Here is a 5,397-nt window from a genome sequence, read left to right as displayed (position 1 = left end):
GGATCACGCGCTTACCAGTTGCCGGCGCCCGGCACGTGGTGTTCGCGTGCGCGGCGGCGCATCAGCAGGTTCAGCCACTCCACCAGCACCGAGAAACCCATCGCGGCGTAGATGTAGGGCTTGGGCACGTGCACGTCCAGGCCGTCCAGGATCAGCACTGCGCCGATCAGCAGGATGAAGGCCAGCGCCAGCATCTTCACCGTCGGGTTGGCGTCGATGAAGCGGCCCAGCGGGTTGGCGGCCAGCAGCATCACCAGCACCGACAGCAGGATGGCGGCGACCATCACCGGGATGTGGTCGGCGATGCCGACGGCGGTGATCACCGAGTCCAGCGAGAACACGATGTCGATCACCGCGATCTGCGCGATGACGTAGCCGAACACGGCCGAGGCCTTGGTCGTGCTGGGATCTTCATCCTCGCCGCCGCTGATCAGTTCCTTGATCTCCATGCACTACCATTGTGGGTCAGGCGACCGCGATCCCGGCCTTGCCCAGCGCCTCGCGCACCATCGCGTCGTTGGCCTCGGTCACCGGCTTGGTCAGGTCCCACAGGAACTTCACCTTGAAGCCGGACTTCACGGCGTCCTGCGCGCTCCACAGCACGCAGTAGTCGCGGGCCAGGCCGCACACGTGTACCTCGCGGATGCGGCGCTCGTGCAGCCAGCCGGCCAGGCCGGTCGGCGGACGCTCGCCGTCAGGGCCATGGTTCTCGCGGAAGGCGCTGTACGAATCCACCTGTTGGCGGGTGCCCTTGCGCAGGATCAGATCGGCCACCGTCCAGTCCACGCCCGGGTGCAGGGCGGCGCCGGCGCTGCCCTGCACGCAGTGGTCAGGCCACAGGGTCTGCGGCTGTGCGTGCAGCAGGATGGTCTCGAACGGGCGCTTGCCGGGGTGCTGGCTGGCGAACGAGGCGTGGTCGGCCGGGTGCCAGTCCTGGGTGGCCACCACCGTGCGGTAGTGGCGCTGCGCCAGCAGCGCGGCAATCGGTGCCACCAGCGCATCGCCCTGCTCGCAAGCCAGCGCGCCACCCGGCATGAAGTCCGGCTGCAGGTCGATCACCAGCAGGGCGACATCGGCGGGCAGGGCGGTCATGGCAGGTCCGGCACAACGGGAGGGGCGACCAGCGTGGCCGCCCCATGCCCACACGTCAATCGCCCTGCGGGGTCTCAGCGTCCTGCCCGTAGTACAGCAGGCCGATCTTGATCCGCTCGCGGCCGTTCTCGCGGCGGTGGCGGTTGGCATCGCGCAGCGAGTACACGCAGCCGCAGTATTCCTGCTGGTAGAACTGCTCGCGCTTGCTGATCTCGATCATGCGGCTGGCACCGCCGCCCTTGCGCCAGTTGTAGTCCCAGTACTGCAGGCCTTCATAGCGCGAGGCGGCGCGGATGCCGCAGTCGTTGATCTGCGCCATGTTCTTCCAGCGCGAGATGCCCAGCGACGAACTGATGGTGTCGTAGCCATGTTCATGCGCGTACAGCGCGGTGCGCTCAAAACGCATGTCGAAGCACATCGTGCAGCGGATGCCGCGCTCGGGCTCGTTCTCCATGCCGCGCGCGCGGCTGAACCAGTTGTCGGTGTCGTAGTCGCAGTCGATGAAGGGAATGTCGTGCTGCTCGGCGAAGCGGATGTTCTCCTGCTTGCGCAGTTCGTATTCCTTCACCGGGTGGATGTTGGGGTTGTAGAAGAAGATCGCGTAGTCGATCCCGGAGGCGGTGATCGCCTCCATCACTTCGCCGGAACAGGGCGCGCAGCAGGAATGCAGCAACAGCCGCTTGCCGTCGGCCGGCAGGGTCAGGGTGGGGCGTTGGAGCTCGGTCATCGTCAGGTACCGCATGGACCGCCGGCAACGGCGGTGGCCCATGCATCAGCGCGTGGGAAGCAGATCTGGGCAGCTACCGTAAAAAGGACGCGCGCGGCCACGCCGCCTGCACGCGCAGGACAGCGACGGCCCCGGCACCCTCCCCGCGGAGAGTCCAGGTCGAGTCAGGGGACGGTCGTGTCCCCCGGCCGGGGCCGGTATTCGGGCTGATGGACACGAGCCGCAGCCCACCTACTACCTGCCGCTTCCCAGGCGTGAGCCCAGTGCTGTTGGCAGGATTCGTTTCCATTCACCGCTGCGGGGCAGCTCCGGAATGGGCGCGCCAGGCGCCTTCACCGGATTCCCGTTTAAATCCATCCCATCATCCGAACCTGGGATGGATACCTTCGGCGTGTGCACGGTGGACCCGTTGGCCGCGATGGTCAAGGGCCCAGGGCCGTGCAGTGCTGTGGCCCACTTCTCAGGCTGTGAGAGCGTCCCTTGCCATACTGGACACCGACGGACGGGAGAGGGCGCGTGGCAGACAAGTACTGCGATCTGGTCATGAAGGGCGGCATCACCAGCGGCATCGTGTACCCCAATGCGGTACTGGCGCTGGCCCGCGACTATCGGTTCAAGAGCATCGGCGGTACCTCAGCCGGGGCCATCGCCGCAGCGGTGGCGGCCGCGGCGGCGTGTGGCGACCGCCGCCAGCAGGCGGGCGAACACCTGCCCGGCGACGCCGGTTACGGCGGGCTGTCGGCAGTGTCGGCCCAGCTGTCGCGGCGCGGCTTCATCTACAGCCTGTTCCAGCCGGCACGGGGGGCACGCGCGGCCTACCGGCTGCTGGTGGTGCTGACCGGCAGCGCCCGTCTGCCGCACAAGCTGCTGTGCCTGGCGGTGGCCGTGTTCGAGATCGCGCCATTGGAGGTGCTGGTGTCGCTGGCGCTGCTGCTCGGTCTGGGTTGGTGGGGCGGCGGCTGGAGCGGGGTGGCCGCCACGTTGCTGCCGTCGCTGCTGTGTGCCTACGGAGCCGGCGTGGCCGGTGCCGCGCTGCGGGTGGCGCGGGTGGCGCGGCGCAACCTGCTGGGCCTGTGCAGCGGGCTCGGCCGCGACGCGCGCAAGCCCGCCCTCACCGAATGGCTGCACGCGTGCCTGCAGCAGCTGTCGGGCAAGCCGCTGGATGCCCCGTTGACTTTCGCCGACCTGCACGACGCGCCGCGCTATGCCGGCGAACCGGACAGCCCGCATGCGATCAGCCTGCAGATGATCACCACCTGCGTGTCGCACAACGAGCCGCGCACCCTGCCGCTGGGTGGCGCGCAGTTCTGGTTCCTGCGCGAGGAGTTCGAGCAGCTGTTCCCGGCCAGCGTGGTGCAGTGGCTGGTGCAGCAGGCCGGCCCGCCGCTGGAGGTGGAGGGGCGCCAGTACTACCACCTGCCGCAGGGCCCGCAGCTGCCGGTGCTGGTGGCCACGCGGATGAGCCTGAGTTTTCCGCTGCTGATCAGCGCGGTGCCGTTGCATGAACCCTCGCGCCGCGAGCGCCGCTGCGAACCGACCGCCCCGGCGGCCGACCCGGAGCACAACGTGGCCGACAGCATGGAAGGGCTGACCAGTGCCGGGCAGGCCTGCGGCCCGGTGATCACCGCTTTCCGCATCTGCTGGTTCTCCGATGGCGGCATCAGCAGCAATTTCCCGATCCACCTGTTCGATGCTGCGTTGCCACGCTGGCCGACCTTCGCCATCAACCTGGTCTACCCGCAGCATGCCGAGGATGTGAGCCATGGCAGCAGCGGCCGCCAGGCGCTGGAGCATGCGGTGTTCCTGCCCACCGAGAACCGCCACGGCTGGCAGCGCACCTACCAGTCGATCGCCACGCCGCTGGCGGCGGCCGAACTGGGGCGCTTCCTGTTCGCGGTGGTGGCGACCATGCAGAACTGGCGCGACCTGCTGCAGGCGCGCGCACCGGGCTACCGCGATCGCATCGTGCACGTCAGCCTGCAGGGCGACGAGGGTGGCATGAACCTGGACATGCCGCAGGAGGTGCTCACCCGCATCGCCGACAAGGGCAGCCTGGCCGGTGCACGTTTCTGTTCGTTCTCGTTCGACAACCACTACTGGATCCGCTGGCGCAACCTGGCCTCGGCCTACCAGCGCTACACGCTGGAAGTGGCCCGCACCGATGACCCGGCGCAGCAGGTGCTGGCCTACCGCGCGGCCTATTCGATGGTCGCCAGTGGCCAGCCGGCACCGCCGTCGTACAAGCTGGGCTCGGAAGACAAGCGGCAGGCCTCGCAGCAGCTGTGGGGCTTGATGGTGGAACAGGGCCGCAGCTGGGACGACCTCGGCCCCGACCTTACCGACGGCGCACCGCGCCCGCTGCCACAGATGAAGGTGACGCCGATCTATTGATCTCCGCCGCAGCCGATTGAACTGTTCTGGTGGGTGCCGACCCTGGTCGGCACGATCTGCCCCCTGCGGTGCCTCAACGCCACGCCTCCACCACCGCATCACCCTGCAACGGCGCATACAACGGCAGCGCCAGTTCCTGCTTCACCCAGCCCGGATTGAGCGTACGCAGGCCTGCAAGGTATTCGCGGGCGAGCGCGGTGTCGCCCTGGCGCATGGCCAGCCGTGCGGCACGCGCCCAGGTGCGGTCCCAGCCGTGCGCCAGTGACAACGCGGTGGCCAGCGCCGCACGCGCAGCGGCCACATCGCCCTTTTCCCAGCGTTGCTCGGCACGGATGATCGCGTCGTTGGACAGGCGCATGTCGTACAGCTCGCGGAGCCTTGCCACAGCGCGCGGGTCGGCATCCACGCGCAGATCGGTGTCCTGCCAGTCACCGCCGGGCGTGCGCACCAGCAGCGCCGCCGACCACTGCCCGCTGCGCTGGCCACCGGCGGCCTGGCCGGCTTCCAGCGCCGCCAGCAGGCGCGCCGCCAGTGCACCGCGCGAAGCGGCGAAGCTGCGTTGCATCGCGGCCAGCACCTCCGGCCCGGCCAGGCCGTTGCCCTGCACGCTCAGCATGCCCTCGCCCTGCGCACCGGCCCAATCCGCCTGCTGCGCGGTGGCGCCGGTGTACTGCGCATTGCCGCCGCGCGCACTGACCAGGCCCACCTGGCGCTCGGCCAGCGTGGTGCCATCGAAATCACCGTCTTCGTCCAGCAGCTGCTTGAGCACCTGCGCAGGCGTGCGGCCCTTGCCCAGCAGCGTCAGGCCCTTCGAGCCATAGGTTGGATTGGTCTCGAACTGGCTGGCGACCGCCCCCACCCTGGCCTGCGCCCACGGCACGCCCACGCCACCGACGCCGAGATTGTGCGTAGCCACCGCCACGCCGCAGTCACCGGCCTCATTGCAGGCCACGATGGAAAAGGTCGCCCACGCCGGCGCAGCGACGGCAGCGAGCAGCAGGACCACGCAGGAACGCAGCAGGAACATGGCCATCTCCATGGGCAGGCATTGCAGTGGGATGCAGCCTACGCACGAAAGGTTTAGTAGATCCACGCCATGCGTGGATCTACCGTGTCGACCAAGGTCGACACCCACCAGGAGCAGGTCATGCCATCCAGACAGATCGCAGAGAACTGTCGAAGGCGGG

Annotated in this window: 4 protein-coding genes, 1 pseudogene and 1 riboswitch; of the genes and pseudogenes, 1 reads left to right on the top strand and 4 read right to left on the bottom strand. The window is 68.7% G+C overall.

The features are described from left to right. Positions 1–11 precede the first annotated feature (11 nt). The 3 genes and pseudogenes from SSKA14_RS00690 to SSKA14_RS00680 form a co-directional block, all read right to left on the bottom strand. Positions 12–449 (bottom strand): annotated as a pseudogene (locus SSKA14_RS00690) (TerC family protein); the annotation flags it as partial. A 16-nt stretch (positions 450–465) separates the two neighbouring features. Continuing rightward, entirely contained in the window at positions 466–1,092 is a 627-nt protein-coding gene (pncA, locus tag SSKA14_RS00685) for a bifunctional nicotinamidase/pyrazinamidase (RefSeq protein ID WP_008266820.1), read from the bottom strand. Positions 1,093–1,147: 55 nt separating this feature from the next. After that, positions 1,148–1,819, bottom strand: coding sequence for an epoxyqueuosine reductase QueH (locus SSKA14_RS00680; RefSeq protein ID WP_008264648.1), 672 nt, complete (start codon positions 1,817–1,819; stop codon positions 1,148–1,150). A gap of 174 nt (positions 1,820–1,993) precedes the next feature. Then, positions 1,994–2,209: riboswitch (cobalamin riboswitch) on the bottom strand. 126 nt (positions 2,210–2,335) lie between these two features. Here SSKA14_RS00680 and SSKA14_RS00675 point away from each other — a divergent pair. Further along, complete coding sequence (locus SSKA14_RS00675) at positions 2,336–4,210, top strand: patatin-like phospholipase family protein (RefSeq protein ID WP_008266706.1); 1,875 nt, start codon at positions 2,336–2,338, stop codon at positions 4,208–4,210. Between the two features lie 73 nt (positions 4,211–4,283). Here the strand turns inward: SSKA14_RS00675 and SSKA14_RS00670 are convergent, their stop codons facing one another. Beyond that, positions 4,284–5,237: a DUF1028 domain-containing protein gene (locus SSKA14_RS00670; protein WP_040009197.1), complete on the bottom strand. Its 954-nt coding sequence runs from the start codon at positions 5,235–5,237 to the stop codon at positions 4,284–4,286. Between the last annotated feature and the right edge of the window lie 160 nt (positions 5,238–5,397).

The sequence above is a fragment of the Stenotrophomonas sp. SKA14 genome (assembly GCF_000158575.1).
GTDB classification, from domain to species: Bacteria; Pseudomonadota; Gammaproteobacteria; order Xanthomonadales; family Xanthomonadaceae; genus Stenotrophomonas; species Stenotrophomonas forensis.
The sequence above is the reverse complement of the archived record's forward strand: the minus strand, read 5'-3'. Positions and strand labels throughout refer to the sequence as shown.

Bases quoted from the DNA above. Each gene is read 5' to 3' on its own strand.
- pncA (WP_008266820.1), bottom strand. From the start codon at position 1,092: ATGACCGCCCTGCCCGCCGATGTCGCCCTGCTGGTGATCGACCTGCAG.
- SSKA14_RS00680 (WP_008264648.1), bottom strand. From the start codon at position 1,819: ATGACCGAGCTCCAACGCCCCACCCTGACCCTGCCGGCCGACGGCAAG.
- SSKA14_RS00670 (WP_040009197.1), bottom strand. From the start codon at position 5,237: ATGTTCCTGCTGCGTTCCTGCGTGGTCCTGCTGCTCGCTGCCGTCGCT.